General features: G+C 65.2%; 23 protein-coding genes. 15 read left to right on the forward strand and 8 right to left on the reverse strand.

All coding sequences use genetic code 11. The features are described from left to right. Positions 1 to 87: 87 nt before the first annotated feature. From EPD82_RS06450 to EPD82_RS06485, 8 genes are read left to right on the forward strand one after another with little or no spacing between them, the layout of a single operon-like run. On the forward strand, positions 88 to 1,803 hold the full coding sequence (locus EPD82_RS06450) for a nitrite reductase (protein ID WP_141056165.1): 1,716 nt from the start codon (positions 88 to 90) through the stop codon (positions 1,801 to 1,803). A gap of 16 nt (positions 1,804 to 1,819) precedes the next feature. Next, positions 1,820 to 2,167: a c-type cytochrome gene (locus EPD82_RS06455; protein ID WP_141056188.1), complete on the forward strand. Its 348-nt coding sequence runs from the start codon at positions 1,820 to 1,822 to the stop codon at positions 2,165 to 2,167. Then, positions 2,104 to 3,306 (forward strand): cytochrome D1 domain-containing protein, encoded by a 1,203-nt coding sequence (locus EPD82_RS06460; RefSeq protein WP_141056166.1) that lies wholly within the window; start codon positions 2,104 to 2,106, stop codon positions 3,304 to 3,306. The genes EPD82_RS06455 and EPD82_RS06460 overlap by 64 nt, the downstream gene beginning before the upstream one ends. Before the next feature lie 4 nt (positions 3,307 to 3,310). Continuing rightward, positions 3,311 to 4,282, forward strand: coding sequence for a siroheme decarboxylase subunit beta (gene ahbB, locus EPD82_RS06465; protein WP_141056167.1), 972 nt, complete (start codon positions 3,311 to 3,313; stop codon positions 4,280 to 4,282). After that, complete coding sequence (locus EPD82_RS06470) at positions 4,279 to 4,746, forward strand: Lrp/AsnC family transcriptional regulator (RefSeq protein WP_055423955.1); 468 nt, start codon at positions 4,279 to 4,281, stop codon at positions 4,744 to 4,746. The genes ahbB (EPD82_RS06465) and EPD82_RS06470 overlap by 4 nt, the downstream gene beginning before the upstream one ends. Further along, complete coding sequence (gene ahbB, locus EPD82_RS06475) at positions 4,743 to 5,252, forward strand: siroheme decarboxylase subunit beta (RefSeq protein WP_141056168.1); 510 nt, start codon at positions 4,743 to 4,745, stop codon at positions 5,250 to 5,252. The genes EPD82_RS06470 and ahbB (EPD82_RS06475) overlap by 4 nt, the downstream gene beginning before the upstream one ends. Positions 5,253 to 5,265: 13 nt before the next feature. Continuing rightward, entirely contained in the window at positions 5,266 to 6,405 is a 1,140-nt protein-coding gene (gene nirJ / locus EPD82_RS06480; RefSeq protein ID WP_141056169.1) for a heme d1 biosynthesis radical SAM protein NirJ, read from the forward strand. Next, positions 6,402 to 7,946, forward strand: a complete 1,545-nt coding sequence (locus EPD82_RS06485; protein WP_141056170.1) for a nitrite reductase — start codon at positions 6,402 to 6,404, stop codon at positions 7,944 to 7,946. The genes nirJ and EPD82_RS06485 overlap by 4 nt, the downstream gene beginning before the upstream one ends. A gap of 56 nt (positions 7,947 to 8,002) precedes the next feature. On the opposite strand, the gene EPD82_RS06490 is transcribed toward EPD82_RS06485, so the two are convergent. The 7 genes from EPD82_RS06490 to waaC all read right to left on the reverse strand — a co-directional run bounded on the left by EPD82_RS06490 (position 8,003) and on the right by waaC (position 13,517). Next, on the reverse strand, positions 8,003 to 9,397 hold the full coding sequence (locus tag EPD82_RS06490) for a cbb3-type cytochrome c oxidase subunit I (protein ID WP_141056171.1): 1,395 nt from the start codon (positions 9,395 to 9,397) through the stop codon (positions 8,003 to 8,005). Between the two features lie 24 nt (positions 9,398 to 9,421). Continuing rightward, positions 9,422 to 9,853: a c-type cytochrome gene (locus EPD82_RS06495; RefSeq protein WP_055423950.1), complete on the reverse strand. Its 432-nt coding sequence runs from the start codon at positions 9,851 to 9,853 to the stop codon at positions 9,422 to 9,424. Between the two features lie 86 nt (positions 9,854 to 9,939). Beyond that, the gene (locus EPD82_RS06500; RefSeq protein ID WP_055423949.1) at positions 9,940 to 10,323 is read right to left on the reverse strand and encodes a SirB2 family protein; all 384 of its coding nucleotides are present in this window, start codon (positions 10,321 to 10,323) and stop codon (positions 9,940 to 9,942) included. Between the two features lie 5 nt (positions 10,324 to 10,328). Beyond that, entirely contained in the window at positions 10,329 to 11,627 is a 1,299-nt protein-coding gene (locus EPD82_RS06505) for a hypothetical protein (protein WP_055423948.1), read from the reverse strand. Next, positions 11,624 to 11,917, reverse strand: coding sequence for a DUF2249 domain-containing protein (locus EPD82_RS06510; RefSeq protein WP_082438431.1), 294 nt, complete (start codon positions 11,915 to 11,917; stop codon positions 11,624 to 11,626). The genes EPD82_RS06505 and EPD82_RS06510 overlap by 4 nt, the downstream gene beginning before the upstream one ends. Continuing rightward, a complete protein-coding gene (locus EPD82_RS06515; RefSeq protein WP_055423946.1) occupies positions 11,914 to 12,357 on the reverse strand; it encodes a hemerythrin domain-containing protein in 444 nt (147 codons plus the stop codon). The genes EPD82_RS06510 and EPD82_RS06515 overlap by 4 nt, the downstream gene beginning before the upstream one ends. A 167-nt stretch (positions 12,358 to 12,524) precedes the next feature. Further along, positions 12,525 to 13,517 carry a lipopolysaccharide heptosyltransferase I gene (gene waaC, locus EPD82_RS06520; protein ID WP_055423987.1) on the reverse strand — a complete coding sequence of 331 codons (993 nt, stop codon included), beginning with the start codon at positions 13,515 to 13,517 and terminating at the stop codon, positions 12,525 to 12,527. Positions 13,518 to 13,575: 58 nt separating this feature from the next. Here waaC and EPD82_RS06525 point away from each other — a divergent pair, with 58 nt between their 5' ends. From EPD82_RS06525 to EPD82_RS06555, 7 genes are read left to right on the forward strand one after another with little or no spacing between them, the layout of a single operon-like run. Further along, positions 13,576 to 14,727: a glycosyltransferase family 4 protein gene (locus EPD82_RS06525; RefSeq protein WP_055423945.1), complete on the forward strand. Its 1,152-nt coding sequence runs from the start codon at positions 13,576 to 13,578 to the stop codon at positions 14,725 to 14,727. Between the two features lie 34 nt (positions 14,728 to 14,761). Continuing rightward, positions 14,762 to 15,640: a lipopolysaccharide core heptose(I) kinase RfaP gene (gene rfaP, locus EPD82_RS06530; RefSeq protein WP_082438433.1), complete on the forward strand. Its 879-nt coding sequence runs from the start codon at positions 14,762 to 14,764 to the stop codon at positions 15,638 to 15,640. Beyond that, positions 15,637 to 17,187 (forward strand): ArnT family glycosyltransferase, encoded by a 1,551-nt coding sequence (locus tag EPD82_RS06535; RefSeq protein ID WP_055423944.1) that lies wholly within the window; start codon positions 15,637 to 15,639, stop codon positions 17,185 to 17,187. Before rfaP ends, EPD82_RS06535 begins: the two co-directional genes overlap by 4 nt. Beyond that, positions 17,163 to 18,686: a lipopolysaccharide kinase InaA family protein gene (locus EPD82_RS06540; protein WP_141056172.1), complete on the forward strand. Its 1,524-nt coding sequence runs from the start codon at positions 17,163 to 17,165 to the stop codon at positions 18,684 to 18,686. Before EPD82_RS06535 ends, EPD82_RS06540 begins: the two co-directional genes overlap by 25 nt. Next, positions 18,683 to 20,422 (forward strand): carbamoyltransferase family protein, encoded by a 1,740-nt coding sequence (locus EPD82_RS06545; RefSeq protein ID WP_141056173.1) that lies wholly within the window; start codon positions 18,683 to 18,685, stop codon positions 20,420 to 20,422. The genes EPD82_RS06540 and EPD82_RS06545 overlap by 4 nt, the downstream gene beginning before the upstream one ends. Then, positions 20,419 to 21,882 carry an ArnT family glycosyltransferase gene (locus EPD82_RS06550; RefSeq protein WP_055423941.1) on the forward strand — a complete coding sequence of 488 codons (1,464 nt, stop codon included), beginning with the start codon at positions 20,419 to 20,421 and terminating at the stop codon, positions 21,880 to 21,882. Before EPD82_RS06545 ends, EPD82_RS06550 begins: the two co-directional genes overlap by 4 nt. Next, the gene (locus EPD82_RS06555; protein WP_055423940.1) at positions 21,879 to 22,955 is read left to right on the forward strand and encodes a hypothetical protein; all 1,077 of its coding nucleotides are present in this window, start codon (positions 21,879 to 21,881) and stop codon (positions 22,953 to 22,955) included. The genes EPD82_RS06550 and EPD82_RS06555 overlap by 4 nt, the downstream gene beginning before the upstream one ends. Here the strand turns inward: EPD82_RS06555 and EPD82_RS06560 are convergent. After that, complete coding sequence (locus tag EPD82_RS06560; protein WP_141056174.1) at positions 22,923 to 23,585, reverse strand: hypothetical protein; 663 nt, start codon at positions 23,583 to 23,585, stop codon at positions 22,923 to 22,925. The two genes, EPD82_RS06555 and EPD82_RS06560, sit on opposite strands and share 33 nt — an antisense overlap. Positions 23,586 to 23,639 lie beyond the last annotated feature (54 nt).

Raw genomic sequence — 23,639 nt, forward strand, 5'->3', positions numbered from 1 at the left:
CGAATTGACTTGTGTCAAGGAAATCGCCTTGCGTCGTCTCTAGAGTGGAAGCATCGCAAATTTTTTCATCGGCGGGGAGGATCGATCATGGGACGGAGCAGAAAAGCGTTGGGCACGCTGGCGGTGCTGCCGCTGGCCATTGGCATGGCCTGGGCACAGGAGAAGCCGGTCACCGAGGAGGAGATCCGCTATCAGGCCGGCAGCTCGCCCTTGGCCGAGGTGGAGATGTACCAGGACATCAATCCGAAAGCGCCGCCGATGACCAAGACGGAGTTCGAGAAAGGGCGCAAGATCTATTTCGAACGGTGCGCCGGTTGTCACGGCGTGCTGCGCAAGGGGGCCACGGGCAAGCCACTCACGCCGGACATCACTCTGGAGAAAGGCAGCGAGTACCTGAAGGTCTTCATCAAGTACGGCTCGCCGGCGGGGATGCCCAATTGGGGCACTTCGGGCGAGCTTACCGACGAAGAGGTCGACCTCATGGCGCGCTACGTGCAGCAGACGCCGCCGCAGCCGCCCGAATACGGCATGCCGGAGATGAAGGCGACCTGGAAAGTGCTGGTGCCGCCGCAGGAGCGACCGAAGAAGAAGATGAATGCCTACAACCTCGACAACCTCTTCTCGGTGACGCTGCGTGACGCCGGCCAGGTGGCGCTGATCGACGGGGACACGAAACAAATCATCGCCATCATCCCGACGGGCTACGCGGTGCATATCTCGCGGCTTTCTGCTTCCGGGCGCTATCTCTACGTGATCGGGCGCGACGCCAAGATCAACCTCATCGACCTGTGGATGGAGAAACCGGACACCGTGGCCGAGATTCGCGTCGGCCTGGAGGCGCGTTCGGTCGAGACTTCCAAGTACAAGGGCTATGAGGACAAATACGCCATTGCCGGTTCCTATTGGCCGCCCCAGTACGTCATCATGAATGCGGACACGCTCGAGCCGCTCAAGATCGTCGCCACGCGCGGCATGACGGTCGACACGCAGGAATATCATCCCGAGCCGAGGGTGGCTTCCATCGTGGCGAGTCATTTCCGGCCGGAATTCGTCGTGAACATCAAGGAGACAGGCAAGGCGCACCTCGTCGATTACACCGATCTGCACAACCTGAAGATCACCGAAATCGAGATGGCGCGTTTCCTGCACGACGGCGGCTGGGATGCCTCGAAACGCTATTTCCTCGTGGCGGCGAACCAGTCGAACAAGGTGGCGGTGATCGACGCCAAGGAAGGCAAACGCGCCGCGCTCGTCGATGTCGGCAAGATTCCGCACCCGGGGCGCGGCGCGAACTTCGTCCACCCGAAGTACGGTCCAGTGTGGGCGACGGGGCATCTGGGCGACGATTCGATCGCGCTCATCGGCACCGACCCGCAAAAGCACCCGCAATATGCCTGGAAAGTGGTGCAGTCCTTGCCCGGCCAAGGTGGAGGGAGCCTCTTCATCAAGACGCACCCGAAGTCCAAGCATCTCTACGTGGATACCCCGCTCAACCCAGATGCGAAGATTTCGCAATCGGTGGCGGTGTTCGACATCGATGCTTTGGACAAAGGCTTCAAGGTGCTGCCAATCGCCGAATGGGCGGGGATCGATGACGACGGGGCCAAGCGGGTGGTGCAGCCCGAATTCAACAAGGACGGCACTGAAGTGTGGTTCGCCGTGTGGTCGGCGAAAGACAAGCAGTCGGCGCTGGTCATCGTCGATGACAAGACGCTGCAGCTGAAAGCGGTGATCAAGGATCCGCGCTTGATCACGCCGACGGGGCACTTCAACGTCTATAACACGCAGCATGACGTCTATTGAGACGAAGGGCGAGGGGATGCGGTGCTGGCAGGGGGTATTCGGCGTGGCTTGGGGGCTGGTCTTCGCCGCTGCGGTCCACGCCGAACCGGGGGTAGAGCGTCAGGAGGCGCTCGTGCGCCTGGTGCGCCAGGACTGCGGTGCTTGCCACGGCCTGAGCCTGCGAGGTGGGCTGGGGCCGGCGCTCACGGCGGAGCGGCTCGCCGGCAAGGACGGGGAGATGCTGGCGGCGGCGATCGCCCAAGGCCGCCCCGGCACGCCGATGCCGCCCTTTTTGGGGCTACTCGGTACGGAGGAGATCACATGGATCGTCGAGCGTTTGCAAGAAGGCTTTCCTCCGCTGCCCGCTGGTTCGTCTTCGCACTGAGTGCCGGCGTCGTAGGACTGTCTGGGGCGCAGGAGCGCGGTACGGGCGATCTGGGAGTGGTGATCGAGCGGGCGAGCGGCAGCGTGCTGATCGTGGCGCACACCACGCCCGAGGTGCTCGCCCGCGTCGAAGGGCTGGGGGATCTGTCGCATGCCTCAGTGGTTTTCTCGCGCGACCAGCGCTTTGCCTACGTCTTCGGCCGCGACGGGGCGCTCACCAAGCTGGATCTGCTGCGACCGGGCATCGTCGCCCGCGTGCAGCAGGCAGGAAATTCCATCGGTGGGGCCATTTCGCAGGACGGGCGGCTGGTGGTGGCGCAGAACTACGAACCCGGCGGCATCAAGGCGTTTTCCGCCGACGATCTACACCTGGTGGCGGAGGTGCCGACCAAGCCGGGGCCGGATGGCAAGGCATCGAAAGTGGTAGGGTTGGCCGATCTGCCGGGGCAGCGTTTCGCCTACGCGCTCTTCGATGCCGGGGAGATCTGTGTGAGCGACTTCTCCGTGCCCGACACTCCCCGTACGGAGTGCGCCTCTGCCGGTCGCCAGCCCTATGACGGACTGGTGACTCCGGACGGGCGTTTCTACCTTGCCGGGCTTTTTGGCGAAGATGGTGTGGCGCTGTGGGATTCCTGGCATCCGGAGGCCGGGGTGCGTCGTATCCTTGACGGATATGGCCGGGGCGAGACCCCTCTGCCCGTCTATAAGATGCCGCATCTGCGGGGCTGGGCGCAGGCCGGCGAGCGCCTGTTCCTGCCGGCGATCGGGCGGCACGAAGTGCTGGTCGTCGATCGGCGTGACTGGCGCGAGCTTGGGCGCGTGGCGGTGGCGGGGCAGCCGGTCTTCGTCATGGCCCGTCCCGATGGACGGGAGATCTGGGTGAACTTCGCTTTCCCCGACAACGGGCGCGTGCAGGTGATCGACGCCGAGACGCTGACGGTGCGCGATACGCTCGAACCGGGGCGGGCGGTGTTGCACATGGAATTCACGCCCAAGGGGGATCAGCTGTGGGTGTCGTGCCGCGACGACGACCGGATCGTGGTCTATGATGCGAGGACACACCGGGAGCTCGACCGCCTCGCGGCCCGCAGCCCCAGCGGCATCTTCTTCACCTATCGCGCCACGCGTTTCGGAATGTGAGCCGATGAATACGCTGCTTTCCTTCGTCAATCGCTGGCAGCGGGGTTTCCCGCTCGTGCCTTCGCCTTTTGCGGCCGTTGCCGGGTACGAGGGAATGGGCGAGACGGAGGTGATCGAGGCGTTCGCCGCCGCCCGGAAGGCAGGATGGATGGCGCGGCTGGGGCCGGTGTGGGCACCGCGGCGCCTTGGCTGGAGTACGCTCGCGGCCGCGCGCGTACCGCCTGACAAGCTCGATGCGGTTGCCGAGTGCGTGAGCATCTTTCCCGAGGTGAATCACAACTATGCCCGCGAGGACGAATGGAATCTGTGGTTCGTAATCACGTCTCCTTCCGAATCGCGGGGCCGGGCGATACTCGTGGCGATCGAGCGGGCTCTGGACGTACCGGTGATCGCCCTGCCGTTGCGCACCGAATTCTTCGTCGACCTCGGCTTCGATCTGACTGGAGAGAAGAAACGCGCGCCAATCAAGGCGGAGGTGCCGACGCAGGCGAGCCTCTCGGCCGAGATGGAACCCTTGGTCCATGCGCTCTCGGCGGGTTTGCCGCTGGTGCCGCATCCCTATGCCGCGGTGGGGGAGGCAATCGGCTGGTCGGAGACGGCGGTGATCGCCCAGCTCGAGCAGTGGATCGGCACGAGGGTGGTGCGCCGCATCGGGGCGGTGGTGCGTCACCGCCGTCTCGGCTACCGGGCCAATGCCATGTGCGTGTGGGATGTGTCCGACGATGCAGTGCGCGAGGCAGGCGAGCGGCTTGCTCTCGAGCCGGCGGTGAGCTTGTGCTACGAACGTTTCCGCGCGCCTCCGCACTGGCCCTACAACCTCTATGCGATGATCCATGGCCGCGATCGCGAGACGGTGTTGCGCGAGCGCCATCGTCTTGGGGTTGAGCTCGGGCTCGATCGCTGGCCGCACCGGGTGCTTTTCAGCACCAAGGAATACAAGCAGACCGGCGCGGACTACACGGGGCGGGAGCGATGAGAGAGAGGAGGCCGGCGACGCTCGATGATCTCGATCGGCAGCTGCTGTGGGCGCTGCAGGATGACCTGCCCCTGTGTGAGCGGCCTTTCGCCGTATTGGCCACAGGGCTCGGGGTGAGCGAGGAGGAGGTCCTGCAGCGGCTGCGGCGCTATCTCGCCGAGGGGATCGTGACGCGCTTCGGGCCCTTCTTCCAGGTCGAGCGCATGGGGGGCGCGTTCTGCCTGGCGGCGATGGCGGTGCCCGAGGAGCGCTTCGACGAGGTGACGGTCGCCGTCGGCGCCTTTCCCCAGGTGGCGCACAACTACCGCCGCGAACACGCGCTCAACATGTGGTTCGTGCTCGCGGCCACGCGCCCCGAGGGAATCGTCGAGACGGCGCGGGCGATCGAGAATGCCGTCTCTCTGCCGGTGTGGCTCTTCCCCAAGGAGCGCGAGTATTTCGTGCGCTTGAGGTTGCGTCCATGAACGGCGAGGCGCCCTTCGTGCCCGACGAGCGGGACCGGGCGTTGATGTTGGCTACGCAGGAAGGGCTGCCGCTCGCAGTGCGGCCGTACCACGCGCTGGCCGAGCGCTTGGGCTGGGCGCCGGAGGAAGTCTTCGCACGGCTCGCGCGGTTGCACGCGGTCGGGGTGATCCGCCGCATCGCCGCCGCCCCCAACCACTATGCCTTGGGCTATGTCGCCAATGGCATGAGCGTGTGGGATGTGGACGACGAGCGCGTCGACGAGCTCGGGCAATGGCTCGCCGCGCAGGGCGAAGTGAGCCACTGCTACCGCCGACCGCGTGCCCTGCCGCTGTGGCGCTACAACTTGTTCGCCATGTTCCACGCGCGCGAGCGCGTCGAGGTGGAGCGGGCGGTCGCCTCTGTCGCAGCCCTGCTCGCCGCGCGCTTTCCGGGGGCCGTGCGCGCTCACGAGGTGTTGTTCTCCAGCCGTATCCTGAAAAAGACGGGTGTACGGCTGGATTTCTGAAAGGAGCAGGACCGTGTTTCGCCTGAGCGCCTTCATCGATGAACTCTTCTCGCCCACGCCCGTCGGACCGCGCCGTCGTCCGCCGGGGCCGGTGGTGATCTGGAACCTGATCCGGCGCTGCAACCTCGCTTGCGAGCACTGCTATTCCCTGTCGGCCGACGCCGACTTCGCCGGCGAGCTCGGCACCGCCGAGGCGCTCGCGGTGATCGACGACCTGGCGCGCTTTCGCGTGCCGGCGCTGATCCTCTCCGGCGGCGAGCCGTTGCTGCGGCCGGATCTCTTCACCCTGGCCGCGCACGCCAAAGCGCAGGGGATGTACGTGGCGCTGTCGACCAATGGCACGCTCATCGACGAGGCGATGCTCGATCGCATCGCCGCGGCCGAATTCGACTATGTGGGCATCAGCCTCGACGGGCTAGAGGCCACGCACGACCGTTTTCGCCGTCACGTGGGGGCGTTCGCCGCCAGCGCACGGGCCGTGCGCGGCGCCGTGGCGCGCGGCCTCAAGGTAGGGGTGCGCTTCACCCTCACCGAGGGCAACGCCGCCGACCTCGTGCCGCTTCTTGACTGGGTTCGTGCCGAGAACGTGCCCCGCTTCTATCTCTCGCACCTCAATTACGCCGGACGCGGCCGCAAGAACCGCGCTCAGGACGCCGCGGTCCAGACCGCCCGCTGGGCGCTGGAGACGCTCTTCGAGCGCTGTCTGCAGGAATGGCAGGAAGGAGGAAAGCGCGAATACACCACCGGCAACCAGGATGCCGACGGCGCCTTCTTCCTGCTGTGGGTGCGGCGGCGTTTCCCCGAGCGGGCGGCGCACATCGAGGCCAAGCTGCGGCAATGGGGGGGCAACGCGAGCGGCGTCAATATCGCCAACATCGACAATCTGGGCAAGGTGCATCCGGACACGATGTGGTGGCATCTGCGGCTCGGCGATGTGCGCGAGCGCCCCTTCTCGGCCATCTGGTCCGATGCCGAAGACATGCTGCTGGCACGATTGCGCGAACATCCCCGCCGGCTCGAGGGGCGCTGTGCCCGCTGCCGTTTCCTCGACCTGTGTAACGGCAGTTCGCGCGTGCGCGCCAAGATCGGTGCCGGATCGCCCTGGGGAGAAGATCCCGGTTGTTACCTCTACGACGAAGAGATCGCCGCATGAAACCCCTTCTTGCCTGTCTCATCGCGGCGCTCGGCGTCGTCCCCCTTGCCCGAGCCGAGGAGCCAGCCGTCCTCTATGCCCGGCATTGTGCGAGCTGTCACGGCCCCGATCGCTGGGGGCGGCTGGGGCCAGCATTGCTGCCCGAGAGCCTGGAGCGCCTGCGGGCGCCACAGATCGCGGCGGTGATCCGCGATGGTCGCCCTGCTACGCAAATGCCCTCTTTTGCCGGGACGCTGGCCGAGGAGGACTTCGCCGCGCTCGCCACTTGGCTGCTGCGTCCCGCTGCCGAGCCGCCGCAGTGGGACGAGGAACACATTCGCGCCAGTCGCGAGGCGCAACCGCCGCGTCCGCTCGCGCGGCCGATCCATGAGGCCGATCCGCGCAACCTCTTCGTCGTGGTCGAGCAGGGGGATCATCACCTGAGCGTGCTCGACGGCGATCGCTTCACCGTGCTCGCCCGTCTGCCGACGCATTTCGCCGTGCATGGGGGACCGAAATTCTCGCCGGACGGACGCTTCGTCTACACCGCCTCGCGCGACGGCTGGGTGGAGAAATTCGACCTGTGGGCGCTCGAACGCGTGGCCCAGGTGCGCGTCGGCATCAACGCACGCAACCTCGCAGTCTCGGCGGATGGACGCTTCGTGGCCGTGGCCAATTACCTTCCTCACACGCTCGTCATCCTCGATGCCGATCTCGAACCGGTGAAGATTCTCACGGCGACGAGCCGCGACGGCAAGACCGAGTCGCGCGTCTCGGCCGTCTATGACGCGGCTCCTCGCCGCAGCTTCGTCGTCGCGCTCAAGGACCTGCCGCAACTGTGGGAAGTGAGCTACGACGAGCACGCCGCCCCGGTCTACGACGGGCTGGTGCACGACTACCGCATGGCCGAGGCGCTCGGCCGTCCCGGTTTTTTGCATCCGCGCCGCGTCGATCTGGATCTGGTGCTCGACGATTTCTTCTTCGACCCGTCCTACCGCCGCGTCCTCGGCGCTTCGCGCGACGGCCGCGCCCAGGTGATCGATCTCGACGTCGGCCGCCCCGTGGCCGAACTCGCCCTCGACGGGATGCCGCATCTCGGTTCCGGCGTCGTCTTCGAGCGGCAGGGGCGAACCCTGATGGCCTCGACCAATCTGCAGCGGCCGGTGCTGTCGGTGATCGACCTCGACGACTGGCATACCGTCGCCGAGGTGCCGCTGTGCGGGCAGGGGTTCTTCGTGCGCACCCATGAGAACAGCCGCTATGCCTTCGTCGACGGCATGATGACGAAAGAGTGTCGCGACGGCATCCAAGTTCTCGACAAGGAGACGCTGCAGATCGTGGCGACGTTGCGCCCCGAACCAGGAAAGACGTTTGCGCACGTGGAATTCACGCGCGATGGCCGCCATGCGCTGGCGAGCGTCATGGAGCCGGCTCCCGATGGCGCCTTGTGGGTGATCGATACGCAGACGCTGCAGCTCGTGCGCCGCATCCCCATGAACAAGCCCATCGGCAAGTACAACGTCGCGAACAAGTTGGAACGCTCCGGCGGTACCAGCCACTGAAACGTTCGGGGGAAAGAAAGGGCGGAGACTCGAGCCTCCGCCCTTTGTCGTCCGGCTCAAGAACGCGCTGCCCCACCATAGGCGGGGCTGCCCTTTACGCCGATGAAGAAACTCGCCAAGTAGGTCAAAAGCCCAATCAGGAACACCACGCCCGTGCCTTCTCGCAGCCAGTAGAAGAAGGCGATTTTCTCCTGCGCCGCCATGAAGGGCAGCGGCGTATCACCCATGCGCTGCAGCCAGACCTGCAGCAGGCCGGCGGCGGTGAGAAAGAGGGTGATGAACACCATCGACACCGTCATCAGCCAGAATCCCCACATCTCCAGCACCTGCGAGCGGTTGCCCTGCGCGGTGCGCCCGTGCAGCTGTGGCCAGGCGTAGGAGAGGATCGTCAGCACCACCATCACGTAGGCGCCGTAGAAGGCCATGTGTCCGTGCGAGGCGGTGAGCTGCGTGCCGTGGGTGTAGTAATTCACCGGCGCGAGCGTGTGCAGGAATCCCCAGACCCCCGCGCCGAGGAAGGCCATCACGCTGGTGCCCAGTGCCCACAGCGTCGCGGCCCGGTTGGGATGATCGCGCCGGCGGCGATTGACCATGTTGAAGGCGAAGAGCACCATGGCGAAGAAGGGCAACGGCTCCAGCGCCGAGAAGAGCGAGCCGAGCCACTGCCAGTATTCCGGCAGACCGATCCAGTAGTAGTGGTGCCCCGTGCCGATCAGTCCGCTCACCAGCGTCAGGGTTACGATCACGTAGAGCCACTTGTCGATCACCTCACGGTCGACACCGGTGATCTTGACGAGCACGAAGGCGAGGATCGCTCCCAGCACCAGTTCCCACACGCCTTCCACCCACAGGTGCACCACCCACCACCAGTAGAATTTGTCGCGCACCACGTTGATCGGATTGACGAAAGCGAAGAGGAACATTAGCGCCAGTCCCCACAGGCCGAAGAGCAGCACCGAGGTGATCGCCGTCTTGCGTCCGTGCAGATAAGTCAGCGACAAGTTGTAGAGCAGCGACAGGGCCACGAGCACGATGCCGATCTTGGTGATGGTCGGCTGTTCGAGGAATTCGCGCCCCATCGTCGGCAGCAACTCGTTGCCGGTGAGTTTCGCCAGCGTGGCATAAGGGACGGAAAGATAACCGATCACCGTCAAGCCAGCCGCCACGAGGAAGACCCAGAAAGTGACGAGCGCGAGCCGCGGTGAGTGCAGCTCGCGTTCGGCCTCTTCCGGTACGAGGTAGTAGGCCGCGCCCATGAACCCCATCAGCAGCCAGACGATCAGCGCGTTGGTGTGCACCATCCGCGCCACGTTGAAGGGGATGTGAGGAAAGAGGAAGTCGCCGACCACGTACTGGAGCCCCATCACGAGGCCGAACAGGATCTGGGCGACGAAGAGGGCGAGCGCGGCGACGAAATAGGGTTTCGCGACCGCCTGGGAAGCGTATTTCATGGGAAATTCTCCTGGGGGAACCGGTCATCCTTCGATGTTGGGGGGCCAGCCGGCCGTATCGATCTCGGAGACGTAGCGCAGAAATTCCACCAGATCGTCGAGCTGTTGCTCGCTGAGATGGAACTGCGGCATCTGACGGCGACCGGGTGCGCCGGTGGGTTGGCTTTGGATCCAAGCTTTGATGAACTCCGGTCCGCGCCGTTTATAGACGTTGCCCAGTTCGGGGGCGAAATAGGCACCCTCGCCGAGCAGGGTGTGGCACCCGATGCAGTTGTTCTCCTCCCAGATGCGCTTGCCGGCGGCGATGGCCGGGTTGGTCGCGATCTGCGCCCGCTGGTCGCGCTGCGGCAGCACGCTCTCCGTGTGCAACGTCACGCCGAGGAACAAGAGGACGGAAAAGAGCGTGCCGCCATAGAACATGTTGCGGGCGGCGCTCGTGCTGAAGAAAGAGGCCATGCTGTTCTCCTTGGGGATTCGGCAGACCGAGGATAGGGAAGGGCGGCTGGCGGCGCATTGATTCGCGTCAAGTCGCCCGATTCCGTCTAACCGAACCATCCCCAAGGCGATTTGCGTACCGCGCAACCCACGATCTGGGCAAACGAGAAAAGGGCGAGGACGAAGGCGAGCCGTTGCTGGCGAGGTGTGCGTCCGTGCCCGAGGGCGACCGAACCGGCGAAGATATAGGCCAGCAGCCACAGCAGCTTCACGCCGAACCAGGAAACAGTGAATGGAGAGAGGCGCAGCAGGACGGCAAGGCCGATGCCGGCGGCGAAGAGCAGCGTGTCGTTGACGTGGGGCAGGACCCGCAGCAGGCGCCGTTGCAGGAGCGCTGGCCGGTACTCGGCGAGGACGTATCGAACGAGGAAACCGGCCAGACTCAGGCTCACGAACGTGAGGTGCAAGGTCTTGAGCGTGTCGTAGTCCATGGCGCTCACCCCGGTGAGGTCGTCGAGGGAGGTACTTCGACCTGCGCTTGCGTCGTCTGCGGCCAGCGGCGGTAGGTGCGCACCGCCAGCCACAGGATGTACCCCAGCTGCGCCGCGCAGGCGATCACCGCCAGCCCCGCCAGGCGCATGAACGGTTCGGGGAAGATCAGCCCGGCAAGGAGCAGTGCAGCAGCGAGCGCGTGCATCCTCCAGAGCCGGTCGGCCTGCGCTTCGGGCGTGATGCGCAGCATCGTCGGGGGGAATCCCTGGCGGCCGGGGCGCTGCTGCAGGTGCAGCCAGGTGAGAAAGGGCAGGATCTTCACCCACATGCCGCAGATCACCGCCGCGAATCCACCCCAGAAGACGATCACCCCTGCCCACCAGGGCGAGAGCACGTCTCCCGCCGCAAGGAGAGCCGCGAGTGGCGCCGCCAGGGTCGAGACCATGGCCATGCGCCACAGTTTCCAGGTGGCGTCGTGCCGGGGGCGTTTGCTGCGCGCCTGCAGCTGCAGCGTCTGCACCGTGAAGGGCGGCACCAAGAGCAGCGCACCGAGTACGGCCGTGCCCGTGGCCACCTCGTTGCCGAACGCCACGCCCGCGCCGACGGCCAGCGGCAGCAGCCACAGGGCTTTACCCCAGCGCGCCCGGAATCGCTCCGGGTAGGGCGGCGTGAGCTGGAACATCGGCACCACCGCGTAGGCGATCGCTGCCACCAGTCCCAGCCCCCACACGCTCCAGGCGCTCGCCACATGCCAGCTTACCCAGGCGAAATGATCCGCCAGCCAGATTCCCTCGCGCTGCGCGAGTAGCCCCAGCCCCAGCAGCGCCGTGAGGGCGAATCCGGTCAAGGCCCGGCGCAGATCCCCGCCGGCCGGATTGCGGGCGGATGCCAGGGCGAGGAAGGCGATGGAGAGGAAGACCGCGAGCGTGCCCGTGAGGAGCATCGCGGCCGTTCCCGTCAGCGCCGGATTCGGCCAGAGAAAGGAGGCGGCGAGCAGCAGCACCCCCGTTCCCCAGGCGGCGGGTAACAGATGCCAGCGGAACATCATCGGCGGCCAGACGGCGCCGGCGAGCACCGGCAGCACTTGGACCAGCGCTCCCAGCATCACGCTGCCCATGAACCCGAGCGCCGTGAGGTGGGTGAGCGCGAGCGCGGCCGGTGTCCACCGGCTGAGCACCGCCGTTGGCCCTTCGAAGAGAAGCAGTAGGCCGGTGAGCGCGAGCATGGGGGGCGCCAGCGCGAACCAGCGCAGCGGCACCGCGTACGGCGGTGAGGATTTGACGTCGAGCGGCTGGGCTTTCATCGCGCGTTCGTCTCGATGCCGTTCAAGGGGCGGAAAAGATGAACCTCCACCGTGCCGTCGTCGTGGACATACTCCCGGTGCGCCCAGCCGTCCGGTTCGATCGCCTCGAAGAGTGGCCAGGGAACGCGATAGAGCAGCAGCCGCACCCAGCGCCCACCTTCCAGCCGTTCGAGCAGCTCGAGCGTGCGCACGAAAGGATCGGGCGGCAGCAGTTCCCGCGCGTCGAAGAGCATCGCCTCCGTCTCCGCGTAGCCTTCGGGGGCTCGGTGGAAGGGGGGTGAGCCGGTCATGGCGAAGTCGCGGCGAGCCGTCGGGCAATCGCCTCGCGCTGTGCCGTTGCCAGTGCCTGGTCGCAAAGAGGGTAGAGCACGTTCTCTTCTTTCATGTTGTGTTGCTGCAGCATCACGAGCAAGGTCTCGAGCAGATCGCGCACCGACTCCGTCTCTTCCGCTTCAATGGCGGCGGCAAGCGGCGCGAAGAGCTCGCGCATCTGCGCGTGCTCGAGCCGCATCGCTTCGGTGGGTCCGCTGCTCATGCCCGTGGTGGCTTCGAATGCGGGAAAGAGCGCCTCCTCCTCTACGAGGAAATGATGCAGCAATTCGGCCTCCAGCGCTTCCCAGGCGTCGAGAGCCGAGGCGGTAGGACCGGTGAGCAGCGCTGCTTCCACCGCCGCGAAGCCGTCGTCGGCATGGCGGTGGTCTCGGGTGAATAAGGTGGCGATCGTGCTCATTTATGTCTCCATGTCGGGGCTTCCGGCGCTCACTGTAGCGAGGCGCTGCACCCGGCGCCTTGACACGGGTCAAGAGCGATCGTGGCATCGATCCGATGATCGCTTTGTCGCAGGAAACACGCCCGGAACACGGCGGCGAGGGGAAACCGCGCTCCCGGTTTGGAGGGTCAGCCGCTGTGCCGGGACATGGCTGGGGGCCGGTCGAGACGCTCCAGCGCTTCCAGGACGGCGGCGGGTGCTGGAACCTGGCCGACGCCGCCGAGATTGATCGCCGACTGCGCGCGGCCGGGGAAGACGCCAGTGCGCTGCGGGTCGGTATCGGTGTAGAGCGCGACGGTGGGGACGTCGAGCGCCGCGGCAAGGTGGACCAAACCCGTATCCACGCCCACCACGGCCCAGGCACCGGCAAGCAGCGTGGCGAGCTGGGCAAGGCGCAAGCGCGGCAGCACCAGGGCGTGCGGCACCTGGGCGGCAATCGCCTGGGCGCGCTCCCGTTCCCGCTCGTTGCCCCAAGGCAAGACGAGCGGCACTCCGGCTGCGGCAAGCGTGCGCCCGAGTTCGACCCAATGCGTCTGCGGCCACAGCTTGGAATCGCGGCTGCTCGCGTGCAGGGCGACGGCGTAGCATGGCGGCAGCTCGAGCGGCAAGGGCTGCCGGGGGGGGCGGATGCCGTAGTCGGGCGCCGTCTGCGGAGGGGGATAGCCGAGTGCGGCCGCTGCCAGCAGCCGGTTGCGCGTCACCGCGTGCAGCGCACGCGAGACGGTGTGCCGGTGGGGATAGAAGAGGGCAGCGAGCGGCTCGCGGATGGAGCGCCGATCGTAGCCGTGCCGCTCGCCGCGCGCCTGCAGGGCGATCAGCGCGCTCTTGAGCAATCCTTGGCTGTCGAGCACAAGGTCGTAGCGGCACGCCCTGAGGCGCTGGCGAACCGCGGCGATCTCGCGCCATGTGGCGGCAGAAAAAAGGCTGCGGCGCCAGCGGCGGATCGCTACCGGAAAGACATGGTCTACCGCCGGGTGCAGGGCAGGGATGTCGGCGAAACTTTCTTCCACCACCCAGTCGAACCGCATGTCGGGATGGTGGACACGGATGTCGGCGAGGATAGGGAGGTTGTGGATGACGTCGCCCAGCGACGAAGTCTTGATGAGCAGCAGGCGTGGCATGGGGGAATTTTCGCATACAATGGAAACTTTGGCCGTGCGGCGGCGATGACGGTCTTCGATGAAGCTTGCCTTCGTGATCTTCAAGTATTTTCCCTACGGCGGGGCGCAGCGCGACATGCTGCGCATCGCCCGCGATTGCGCGGCGCGGGGGCATGAGGTTCGGATCTATACCGGCCAATGGCGCGGCGATCCGCCTGGGGAGGGCATCGAGGTCGTCCTCTTGCCGGTCTCTGGCGGGCTCAATCATCGGCGCCATCGGCGTCTGATCGACGCCATCACCGCGCGGCTGCGCGCCGATGAGCCCGATCTGGTGGTCGGCTTCAACCGCATGCCCGGCTTGGACGTCTATTACGCGGCCGACCCCTGTTTCATCGAGCGGGCGCACGCCGAGCGCGGCTGGCTCTACCGTCTGACCGGCCGGTACCGCTTCTTCGCCGCGTGCGAAAGGGCGGTCATGGGCCGCGAGGGTTCTTGCCACATCCTGTTGCTGACGGCGCGCGAGCGGAGCATCTACCAGCGTTGGTATCACACGCCCGATGGGCGCTTTCACGTGCTCCTGCCCAACATTCCCCTCGATGATTTTTCCGGCATCGATCGGAGCGAGGCGCGGGATGCAGTGCGCGCCGAATTCGGCCTGCCCGACTCGGCCACCGTCATTCTGATGGTGGGCTCCGCCTTCGTGCGCAAAGGCCTGGATCGGGCCATCCGCGCCGTGGCCGCCTTGCCGCGCTCGCTGCGCACCGACACCTGGCTGCTCGCCGTGGGCGAGGATCGTCCGAACGCCATGGTGGCGCTCGCCCAGCGCCTGGGGGTGGAGGATCGCCTGATCCTCACCTCGGGTCGCTCGGACGTTCCCCGCCTGATGATGGGCTCCGACCTCCTCGTCCATGCCGCGCGCTCCGAGCTCGCCGGGCTCGTGCTCATCGAAGCCATGACCGCGGGGCTGCCGGTGCTCGTCACCGACGTCTGTGGCTACGCCGAGCACGTCGCCGCGGCGGGCGCCGGCCTGGTGCTGCCGTCGCCTTTCGATCAGCGCCAAATGGACCAAGCCCTGGCGCGCATGCTGGCTTCGCCCCAGGAGCGCGCGCAATGGGGTGAGGCCGGCAGGCGCTACACCGCGGACATCGCCGCGCGCCGTTCTCCTACTTTGGAGGCGGAGCTGCTGGAGGAGATCGCCCGGGAAAAGAGGAAAGGCCGTGGTCGAGACTGAATCCACGCAGGCGCGAAGTGCCGTGGGCGGAGCGATGGGCGGCGTGCCCGCGCCGCCGTGCCGCGCGGGACGGCCGCCCGATCATCTGCCCGCCGAGATCCTTTCCCTCTTGCCACCCGGCGATCCGTTCGAACGCGTCATGGCGCTGCAGGGGGAGGTGTTTCGCGACGTCCCCGGCCGGCGCACCCTGAGGGTGCGCCTAGGGGACGAATCCTACTTCGTCAAGCAGCATTTGGGCGTGGGGTGGCGCGAGATCTTCAAGAATCTCTTCTCCGGCAAGTGGCCCGTGGTGGATGCTTCCGTCGAGTGGCGCGCCATCGAGCGGCTTCGAGCGCTGGGCATTCCCACCACACCCGGCGTCGCCTATGCCAGCCGCGGCTCGAACCCCGCCCGGCGACGCTCCTTCGTGATGACGCGCGACCTGGGGGACATCGTCTCGCTGGAAGATCATTGCCGCGACTGGCCCCATTCCCCGCCGCCCTTGGCGCACAAGCGCGCGATCCTCGCCGAAGTCGCGCGCATCGCGCGCACGCTGCACGAACACGGGCTCAACCACCGCGACTTCTATCTCTGCCATTTCTGCCTCGATGGGGAGCGCCTGCGGCAGGGGGAGATCCTGATCTATCTCATGGACCTGCACCGCGTCGGTGTGCGTCGCGTCACTTCCCGGCGCGATCGGATGAAAGACCTTGCCGCCTTGTATTTCTCGGCGCTGGACATCGGCCTGAGCCGCCGCGACTGCCTGCGCTTCATCCGTCTCTACCGTGGCAGCCTGCGCCGCACCCTCGTCGGCGAGCGCTCGTTCTGGCGGCAGGTGCAAGCGCGGGCGCGCCGGCTCTACCACAAGTTCCACGGACGCTGGCCGAGGACGCCGTTCGACGAGACTGGAAATTTGTCAGGGACACGACGATGAAAACATCCTATTCCTCGCTGCTCGTGATGCTTGCGCTGCTGCTGCCGGCCCTGCTCATCGGTCTGGGCGAGCGGCCGCTGTACAAGATCCAGGAAGTGCGCATTGCCGAGACGGCGCGCGAGATGGTGGTGAGCGGCGACTGGCTGGTGCCGCGCTACAACGGGGAGCTCCGCTTGCAGAAACCGCCCCTGCCGTACTGGCTCACCGCGGCGAGCTACCGGCTGTTCGGTGTGAACGAGACCGCCACGCGCCTGCCGGCGGTGCTGTTCGGGTTGCTGTCGGCCTTTCTTCTGACGCTATGGAGCATGCCCCGGCTAGGGGCGAGGGCGGCGACCAACGCCGGCCTGGTGCTGGTGGTCAGTTTCATCGGCCTGCGCTACTTTCGTAGCGGCGAGGCGGATGCGATCCTGCTCTTCTTCATCGCCGCAGCCTGCTTCGTCGGCTACGACCTGCTCGAACGGGGCGGCGAGGCCCGCCGCCGCATGCTCTTCGGCCTGCTCCTGGGGCTCGGTTTTCTGAGCAAAGGTCCGGCGGCGCTCGCCATTCCGCTCCTCACGCTGCTCTCGTGGTCGCTGCTGCAGCGGCGCGGCGCCGGGGTGCGGCAGTTCCTGCAGAACTGCTTCAGCCTGCCGGGATTGGCAGTTCTCTTCCTCGTCGCCTTCGGCTGGTATGCCTGGCTGCTGGCGACGCTACCCGATGCCGCCCAGTATTTCATCGGCAGGCAAGTGGACGAAACCTTCGTCAGCGGCACCCATGCCAAGCCGCTGTGGTGGTATCCGCAGCATTTCTTCGAATTCTTCGCCCCCTGGGGGATTCTGCTGCTGCCGGCTGGTTGGTGGGCCCATCGGCAGCGCGGCCAGGGGAGTCTGCCGCCGGTGATCCGTTTCGCCTGGCTGTGGCTGGCGGTGGTGTTCGTCCTGCTCTCCTTCACCGTCAACAAGCAGATGCAGTACGCGCTTCTCTTTGCGCCGCCGCTTTCCTTGATCCTCGGCCATTATCTGGCCGAAGCCGGCGGCGGGTTCGTCCGCTTCAACCGCATCTTGTTCTGGCTGTTCTGTGTGGCGGCGCTCGCGGCCATGGGCTACCTGGTCTTCAAGAATAAAAGCGCGGCGCTGGAATTTCTGCCCTGGCTGGCGCTTCTGGCGCTGCCCTTGGTGTCGTACCGGCTCCTGAATACCCGGGTGCTTTCTTTCCCCGTGCTGCTGGTGGCCGTGGTGAGCGCGGCGCTCTATCTCTACGGCGAGGCCAATCTGTCGAAGGAGCCGCACAAGACCGCCGCCAAGACGCTGGCTGCCCAACTTCCCGGCCCGGAAGTTCCACTCTATCAAGACAGGCCGAATGATGCCAAGCCGGGCGATGGCGCGATTTCCTTCTATGCCGGACGGGTGATTCCGCCGGTGGCCGCGAAAGATCTTCCTGCCCTGCTCGAGCAGCGGGGCGAGATCTGGCTGATCACCGAGCAACCGCCTGCCCTAGAAGGAATCGACGTCGAACTCGTGACCTCGGTCGACGAACTGAATCTATGCAGACTGCGGCGCAAACCGTGATTTTGGGATCGCCCGCCGTGCTCGGTGCGGAGGACGGGCCGTTCTCCCTGCCTTTGAGCGACGGCACGAGCGTGGTGTGTGAGCGCGTGGTCCGTCGGGTGCCCGGCGCCCGGCTCGTCTGCTCTGGCCGCTGGCAGGGCAGGGCGATCTACGCCAAAATTTTCATCGGCCCCCGCGCCGAGCGCCACGCCGCACGCGACCGGCGCGGTGTGCGCTGGCTGCAGGAGCGGGGCATCGATACGCCGGCGCTGCTATATGAAGCGCAGCTGCCCGACGGCGCCGGATGGGTGCTCCTTTTCGAGGCCATCGAGGATTCCTGTAACGCCGAGGAGTATCTGGCGTCCCTTGCCGGCGACGCCCAGGCCCGCCTGCGCTTGATGGAAACGCTGGTGCGGGTGGTGGCGAGGCATCACCAGGCAGGAGTGCGCCAGACCGATCTCTATCTCAAGAATTTCCTCATCCAGGGCGAACGGGTCTACACCCTCGACGGCGACGGGATCCGGGCCGGACGAGGCCCGCTCGGTCCGCGCCGCTCGCTGCTCAACCTGGCGCAGTTGCTCTCCAAGTTCGACGTCGAGGAGGACGTTCATCTTCCCCAGCTGCTGCAGGTCTACGCCGAAGTGCGCGGCTGGCAGACCGATGCCCGGATGCTGCGGCGTCTCGAAGAGGCCGTCTGGCGGCATCGCTATCAGGTGGCGCAAGAGTACGCCATGAGGAAAGTCCTGCGCACCTGCACCGACGTGCGCGTGGAACAGCGCTGGGATCGTTTCCTTGCCGTGGCCCGCGCCCATGATGGCCCCGAGCTGCGCGCGCTGCTCGATCGCCCCGATGACTGGCTGGAGCGCCCGGCATGCCGCCGCCTCAAGACGGGCAATACCTGCACCATCGGCGTCGTGACCGCCGGCGCGCGCCGTATCGTCATCAAGCGCTACAACGTCAAGGGCTTTTGGCACGGCCTGAAGATCGCCCTGCGCCGTTCCCGGGCCGTGCGTTCCTGGTGCAACGCCCATCTGCTGCGCATGTACGGCATCGCCACGGCGCGTCCGCTCGCCGTGCTGGAGCGCCGCTTCGGTCCGCTGCGGCGGCAGGCATATTTTTTCGCCGAATGGGTGGACGGCCCCGCTGTCGACGAACTCTTCGCCGATGCCTCGGTCGCTGACGAAGTCCGGCGCGAAGTGGCCGAGCGCCTGGCGAAGCTCTTGCACAAGCTGTACCTGCTGGGCATCGAGCACGGCGACCTCAAAGCCGACAACCTCAAGATCGTCGACCGGGGTGCGTGGCTGCTTGATCTCGATGCCTTGCGCCAATACCGCCACGCCCGTAGCGGCAGGTACCGCAGGCGCCATGCCCGCGATCTGCGCCGCTTCCTGCAAAACTGGCAGGACGCACCGCCGGTCCGCGCTCTGCTGGAATCGGCCTTGCGGCGCGTCTATGGGCCGGATCCGGTGCTGCGGCGGGCCGGCCTGTCGATCATCGAGGAAAAAGTGAGTACGACATGAAGATTCTGGGATTGTCCGGTGCCTTGGGGCATGACCCCTCGGCTGCACTGTACATCGACGGCACGCTGGTCGCCGCGGCTGAGGAAGAGCGCTTCGTGCGCGACAAGCACGCCAAGAACCGCATGCCCTATGAATCGGCGAAATTCTGCCTGCAGTGGGCCGGCATCCGGCCGCACGAAGTGGACGCCGTAGCCATCCCCTATGCGCCCATCCCCCTTTTCGGCAGTCCGGCGCGCTGGCATTATGCCCGGCGCTATTGGTACGCGCCCGATCGGGCGCTGGATGCGATTTTTGCCGGTAACCGCCGTTTCCACCGCTACCAGAAGCGCATCGAATGGTGCCTGCAGCAGCTAGGGTTCGACCTCGGCAAAACCGAGATCGTCCCGGTCGAACACCACCTGGCCCATGCCGCCAGCGCCTATCATTGCTCCGGCTTTCGCGACAAGACGGCGATCCTGTGCATCGACGGCAAAGGGGAGTATGCCACCACCTTCTTCGGCTACGGCGAAAACGGCGTCATCCACAAGATCAAGGAATTCTACGATCCCGATTCCCTGGCCGGCGTCTACGGAGCGATCACCGAATACCTCGGCTTCGAGATGCTCGATGGCGAATACAAGGTGATGGGCATGGCGCCCTACGGTGACCCCACCCGCTACGATTTCTCGCGTCTGGCGCGCTTCGAGGATGGGGAATTGGTGGTCAATACCGACTACGTCAACGTCGTCGGTCTGCGCCGTTACAAGGAAAAAGGCAAAGGTTATTACTTCTCGCCCAAGCTGATCGAATGGCTGGGCCCTCGACGCGAGGGCGACGTGGCCGACGAACCGTACATCCATTACGCCGCAAGCATGCAGGCGCTCTTCGAGCGGCTGGGGCTGGAGATGATGGAATATTATCTCGGGGACGTCATCCGCGAAACCGGGCTGATTGCCTTTGCCGGCGGCGGGGCGCTCAACGTCAAGCTCAACCAGAAGATCGTCGCCCGGCCCGACGTCAAGGAGCTCTTCGTCCAGCCGGCGGCGGGCGATGCCGGTACCGCCGTGGGCGCCGCCGCCTACGTCAGCATGCAGCGCGGCGTGCCGGTGGAGAAGATGGAGCACGTCTATCTGGGGCCGGCCTATACCAACGAAGAGATCATCGCCGCCTGCGCCAAACACCCGGCGCGCCCGCGCTGGCAGAAAATCGACGACGTGCCCGTGCGGGTCGCCCGGCTGCTCACCGACGGCCATCCGGTGGCCTGGTTCCAGGGGCGCATGGAATTCGGCCCGCGCGCCCTGGGCGGGCGCTCCATCCTCGGCTGCCCCAGCGTGCCCGGCATCGCCGACCGCATCAACGCCCAGATCAAGTTCCGCGAGCGCTGGCGGCCGTTCTGCCCCAGCATGCTCGATACCGTCGCTCCCCAGATGCTGCAGTCCCACCATCCGGCCCCCTTCATGACCATCACTTTCGAGGTGGCACCCGAATGGCGGCAGCGGGTGCCGGAAGTGGTGCATGAGGACGGCACCGCCCGCGCCCAAGTGCTGCGGCGCGAACAGCATCCGCGCTACTACGATCTGATGCGGGAGCTGGAAAAACTCACCGGCAACGGCGTGGTGCTCAACACCTCGCTCAACCGCCGCGGCGAACCCATGGTGTGCAGCCCGAGCGACGCGCTCGACATGTTCTTCGGTTCCGATCTCCAGTATCTCGTCATGGAGGACATCCTGGTGACCAAGGAGGGGGTGCCGCAATGAGCCTGCGTTCTGTCGGCCTGGAACGAGCGCCTTACGCCGACGACGCCCTCTACCGGCGACTGCTCTTTGCCACCTTCTTCCTCGGCGCGCTGGTGTTCTACTGGGGATTGGGCGACATCGCGCTCCTGTCCTTCAACGAGGCGCGCCGAGCCATTCCCGCGGAGGGGATGTTTCGCAGCGGCGACTGGCTGCTGCCGCGGCTCAACGGCGAGCTCTATCTCGCCAAGCCGCCGCTCCTCTACTGGTTGGCTGCAGCCTGCTCCTGGCTTTTCGGCGCTGCCAACGAATGGGCGGTGCGCCTGCCCTCGACGCTCGCGGCGAGCCTGTGCATCTGGGTCTGCTACCGCTATGCGCGGAAGGTGTTCGGTCCGTGGCCGGCCTTGTTCGCGACGCAGATCCTCATCGCCAACGCCGGATTCGCCGTCTTCGCACGGCGCGCCGAGATCGAGATGCTGCTCACCACCCTGTGCGTCGGCTCCCTTCTCGCTGCTCTGCACTACATACGTGACGACGGCGGGCGCGCCTGGCTGCGGCTGAGCTACGCGCTGCTGGGGCTAGCCATGCTCACCAAAGGGCCGCTGGTCTTGCTCTTCGTCACCCTGCCGCTTTTCGCTCTGGCCGTGCAAGCGCGCAGCCCACGTCACTGGCAGGCCCTGTACGATCCGCTCGGCTGGCTGATCTTTCTGGGGGTGGGGCTTTCCTGGTATGCCGCCGTGACTTGGCAGTTGGGCTGGGAGGTATGGCTCTCCATCATCGAAGTCGACATGGTGGACAAAGTCCAGAATTCCGCCGCGGATCCTTTTTACGATTACGTTATATGGATCATGGGGGATTTCTTCCCGGCATCCCTTCTGTTGCTGGCCCGGCCCTTGGCCACCGTGCGGCGCTGGTGGCGCGATCACGACCGCAAGGCGCTGCTCCTTGCCGTGGCGATTCCGTTTCTGCTCTATTCCCTCTTCAGCAACAAGCACGCCAAATATCTGCTGCCGGTCTATCCTCTCCTCGCCCTCTTGCTGGGAGTGCGCCTCGCCGAGCTGTTGGAGACTTCAGGGGACCGGCTACGCCGCACCGTGCTGGCGCTGGGCATCGCCTTGCCGGCGCTCTACGCCCTGTATTTCGGTCTCGTCGAATCCAGGATCTATGAGTACCGAGTCGCGGTTTTTCCGCAGTTCGTGCAGTGGCTGCGCACCGCGCCGCCCGTGCCGCTCTATGCCTACCGCTCGCTCGACGAGCGCCTGCTCTATTATGCGCAGCGGGACATCCCCGTGATCGACGACGCGCGTCTGGCAGACTTGCGCGCGCAACACACCGACATGCTGGTGCTGGCCGAAAGCGGCGATGGCGAGAAGATCTCGCCGCTGGCCGATTGCCGCCTGCGCACTTTTACGCCGTACCTCAAGAGAAAAAAGTCGCTGGAAGTCTTCGGCTTTGGTGCTGCCTGTGAGGAAGCAGGCCGATGATCGCCTATTTCACCAAACAATACCAAGCCGTACCCGCCTTGATGCCGCTGCATGAAGCCTTGGGCGGGGAATTCGTCACCACGCGCCCGAGCACGCGGCGGGCCCTGCGCCGGGTCTATCCGGACGCGCCCGTGACCCTGTTGCGCGAATCGCTCGGACGCTGGTCCCGCGGCGATGCGCTGCTGCGCCGAGCCGATGCCATCGTCACCGGTTCGCCCAACCGGGCGCTGCTGTCGCGCTATGCGGCCAGGAAATACATGGTGTTCCATGGCACTTATGCGTTCATGTCTCAGACCGAGATTGACGGGCTGCGCCACTTCGATCACATCTGCGTCATTGGCCCGAGAATGTACGATGCGCTGGCCGGGGCTGGGTTGCAGGACAAGCTGGTTTATTCCGGTTATCTGCCGTTCCTCGATTTTCCTGAGCGCGACGCGGGTTGGCGTCATGAGTTTTTGCAACAGGCGGGCCTTGATCCGGCTGCGCAGACCTTGCTGTACCTGCCTAGGGGCAAACCGTACGGGTCTTGGGACGTGATGGCGGAAAAGCTGCTCAAGAATGTACCTTCCCGCTATAACTTAATTCTGCGCCCGCATCCGAGCCAGTCGGTGACCGCGCGTATCAAGGACCGGTTCGGCTTCATGCGCCTGCAGCGGTTGTGCCGGGAGCGAGGCAATTCTTTGCTGGATTTGACCTCTTACAAGCTGTCGGCATTGTTTGCCGTCGTAGATCTAGTGATAACCGACGGTGCATCTTCACCTGAGGAAGCGCTCTATTATGACCTGCCGTTGCTGTTCGTAGAGAGTGCGGGTTCGTCGCCTGATGCGATCACCGCCATGATGCGCGGCAAGAAGATCCAAGAGGAGTACATCGCCAAGCTGCTGACCATCTACGGGTGTGGCATGCGCATGAGACCGGATAGCCAGGATATGGCACGAATCATCGACTCCTCACTGGCAGAGTCTGATCATTTCCGTCCGCAGCGAGAAGCATATTTCAACTGGGTCTTTGGCGAGCGGGGCAAGGAAAGGCAGCAGAACCTAATTCGCCAGTTGGCGCTGTTTGCCAGCTGATTCTGGGTGTCTGTCGCAAAAGGAAAATAAGCGGCGCCGTACAAATCTCTGAAGCTTCCCCCACAGGGCTGCGTAATCGCGTTTCCGCTTTACGAACATGCCGGTATGATCACTTCCCTTGTGCTGTACGATGACCCAGAAGCCCCGTTTGACTGGTGTGAGTTGGATGATATCGAAATACGGCAGCAACCTTTCCAGCCACCATGATGTGGGTTTCTGAATGAGGTGCGCATTTCTGCCGTCGGCGAGCGTTTTCTTCGCCGGACCGGTATGAACACTGAAAAAGCCGACATGGGTGGTCAGGCAGGAAAGCTCCTGAATCACGTTTTCGAGGAATTCCGGTTCAATATGTTCTAGAACGTCGATACAGGCGACTAATTCTGCTGGTTTGGCTGGCCCGTAATCCGGAAATGCTGGATCATAAGGGAAATAGTCGATCATCGGCATTTTTTTCTTTAATATAACACCCAGACGACATTTTCCTGCGCCATAGTCGCAAATTGAGCGAAACCCTGTAGTCTCAAGTATGTCGATGATTATTGGGGCATAATCTACCGATGCAGATCCGTATCGTGGATTCTGATGAAGCTCTTTCTGCTTGGTCAGATAATCGTTGGAAATGGTGTTCACGATGGGTCTCCAGAAGCAGATTGCCCTGCTGATCGACAAGCGTTGGGCGAGGTA

Origin of the sequence: Tepidiphilus succinatimandens, from assembly GCF_006503695.1 — a bacterium.
Classification (GTDB): domain Bacteria; phylum Pseudomonadota; class Gammaproteobacteria; order Burkholderiales; family Rhodocyclaceae; genus Tepidiphilus; species Tepidiphilus succinatimandens.

Excerpts from the sequence above, each read along its gene's own strand:
- EPD82_RS06450 (WP_141056165.1), top strand. The coding sequence starts at position 88 with ATGGGACGGAGCAGAAAAGCGTTGGGCACGCTGGCGGTGCTGCCGCTG.
- EPD82_RS06455 (WP_141056188.1), top strand. The coding sequence starts at position 1,820 with ATGCGGTGCTGGCAGGGGGTATTCGGCGTGGCTTGGGGGCTGGTCTTC.
- EPD82_RS06460 (WP_141056166.1), top strand. The coding sequence starts at position 2,104 with ATGGATCGTCGAGCGTTTGCAAGAAGGCTTTCCTCCGCTGCCCGCTGG.
- ahbB (WP_141056167.1), top strand. The coding sequence starts at position 3,311 with ATGAATACGCTGCTTTCCTTCGTCAATCGCTGGCAGCGGGGTTTCCCG.
- EPD82_RS06470 (WP_055423955.1), top strand. The coding sequence starts at position 4,279 with ATGAGAGAGAGGAGGCCGGCGACGCTCGATGATCTCGATCGGCAGCTG.
- ahbB (WP_141056168.1), top strand. The coding sequence starts at position 4,743 with ATGAACGGCGAGGCGCCCTTCGTGCCCGACGAGCGGGACCGGGCGTTG.
- EPD82_RS06485 (WP_141056170.1), top strand. The coding sequence starts at position 6,402 with ATGAAACCCCTTCTTGCCTGTCTCATCGCGGCGCTCGGCGTCGTCCCC.
- EPD82_RS06490 (WP_141056171.1), bottom strand. The coding sequence starts at position 9,397 with ATGAAATACGCTTCCCAGGCGGTCGCGAAACCCTATTTCGTCGCCGCG.
- EPD82_RS06495 (WP_055423950.1), bottom strand. The coding sequence starts at position 9,853 with ATGGCCTCTTTCTTCAGCACGAGCGCCGCCCGCAACATGTTCTATGGC.
- EPD82_RS06500 (WP_055423949.1), bottom strand. The coding sequence starts at position 10,323 with ATGGACTACGACACGCTCAAGACCTTGCACCTCACGTTCGTGAGCCTG.
- EPD82_RS06505 (WP_055423948.1), bottom strand. The coding sequence starts at position 11,627 with ATGAAAGCCCAGCCGCTCGACGTCAAATCCTCACCGCCGTACGCGGTG.
- EPD82_RS06510 (WP_082438431.1), bottom strand. The coding sequence starts at position 11,917 with ATGACCGGCTCACCCCCCTTCCACCGAGCCCCCGAAGGCTACGCGGAG.
- EPD82_RS06515 (WP_055423946.1), bottom strand. The coding sequence starts at position 12,357 with ATGAGCACGATCGCCACCTTATTCACCCGAGACCACCGCCATGCCGAC.
- waaC (WP_055423987.1), bottom strand. The coding sequence starts at position 13,517 with ATGCCACGCCTGCTGCTCATCAAGACTTCGTCGCTGGGCGACGTCATC.
- EPD82_RS06525 (WP_055423945.1), top strand. The coding sequence starts at position 13,576 with ATGAAGCTTGCCTTCGTGATCTTCAAGTATTTTCCCTACGGCGGGGCG.
- rfaP (WP_082438433.1), top strand. The coding sequence starts at position 14,762 with ATGGGCGGCGTGCCCGCGCCGCCGTGCCGCGCGGGACGGCCGCCCGAT.
- EPD82_RS06535 (WP_055423944.1), top strand. The coding sequence starts at position 15,637 with ATGAAAACATCCTATTCCTCGCTGCTCGTGATGCTTGCGCTGCTGCTG.
- EPD82_RS06540 (WP_141056172.1), top strand. The coding sequence starts at position 17,163 with ATGCAGACTGCGGCGCAAACCGTGATTTTGGGATCGCCCGCCGTGCTC.
- EPD82_RS06545 (WP_141056173.1), top strand. The coding sequence starts at position 18,683 with ATGAAGATTCTGGGATTGTCCGGTGCCTTGGGGCATGACCCCTCGGCT.
- EPD82_RS06550 (WP_055423941.1), top strand. The coding sequence starts at position 20,419 with ATGAGCCTGCGTTCTGTCGGCCTGGAACGAGCGCCTTACGCCGACGAC.
- EPD82_RS06555 (WP_055423940.1), top strand. The coding sequence starts at position 21,879 with ATGATCGCCTATTTCACCAAACAATACCAAGCCGTACCCGCCTTGATG.